Source organism: Mesorhizobium sp. M0678, from assembly GCF_040320505.1.
In the GTDB taxonomy this organism is placed as follows: Bacteria; Pseudomonadota; Alphaproteobacteria; order Rhizobiales; family Rhizobiaceae; genus Mesorhizobium.
Genome location: NZ_JAMYPT010000081.1, coordinates 1 through 948, shown reverse-complemented (window position 1 = coordinate 948; position 948 = coordinate 1). Strand labels below are relative to the sequence as shown.

The 948-nt window shown below is 65.5% G+C and carries 1 protein-coding gene; it reads right to left on the bottom strand.

The features are described 5' to 3' along the window. Positions 1–120: 120 nt before the first annotated feature. The coding region (locus NKI29_RS33360; RefSeq protein WP_352798699.1) for an IS110 family RNA-guided transposase at positions 121–948 on the bottom strand (828 nt) is incomplete at its 5' end.

Below are 948 nucleotides of genomic sequence, written 5' to 3'. Positions count from 1 at the left end.
TCTGGAGCGGACCGAGGGCGTCGGTCGTGCCGCCAGATTTCCTTGTGCTATATTTGTCCGGCACGGACGACCACGTGGCAAAGAGTGGTGCGAGAGGATGAGAGTGCCGCCACGCAGCCGTTATAGTCGTTCCTCGTTTGTGGCGTCCGTGCGCCGCTTCGGCCCGCGTGACCGCCAATGCCGAACCATTAGCTCGTAGGCACGTTCGGCATTCTCGGCCGCGGCTTTCTCGCTGTTTCGCAACTCCTTCACGTTGTAGGCGTAAGCCGAACCGCGGCGACCGACACCGCGCTCGCCCGGCGCGCCGGCCTTGAGAGCGAGCTGCCTCTGCTTTGCCGCCACCAGCGCCGGGCGAGCCCAGAAGTAGTCCTGCTCCTTTGTCAGCAGATGCCAGATCAGCACGGCGAGCTTGCGGGCGACCGCCACAGCTGCGACCTGATGACCACGCTTGTTACGGATGCGTAGGAAGAAGGCCCTGAGCGGTCCGGGCGCCTTCGCCGCGGCCCAGGCCGCCTCGACCAGCATGGCGCGGGCATGGGAACGCCCATGTTTGCTGATCCGGCCATATTGCGCCAAGCCAAGACCGGATTGGCGCACACGCGGATTGAGGCCGAAGTAGCTCACCAGCTTCTGCGGCTCGCGGAACCGCCGGATGTCGCCGACCGCGGCGATGATACCGCTCGCGACGATGACATTGACGCCGGTGATCGTCTGAAGCCGCCGGACTTGCGCATCATCAACCGCTTCCCGGGCGATGTCGCGATCGAGGTCAGCCAGATCCTCGGCCAGGCGATCGATCTCGCGGATGTGGCGGGCGATAGCGGCCCGCTCGTCGTCGGGAAGCACCTGCCGCTCGAGCCAGGCGCGACCGCGATTGTTGAACAGATCGGCATGCGGGCACTTCGGCACGAGGTGCGCCTGCAGGATGCCATGCACCTCGTTCTTCAC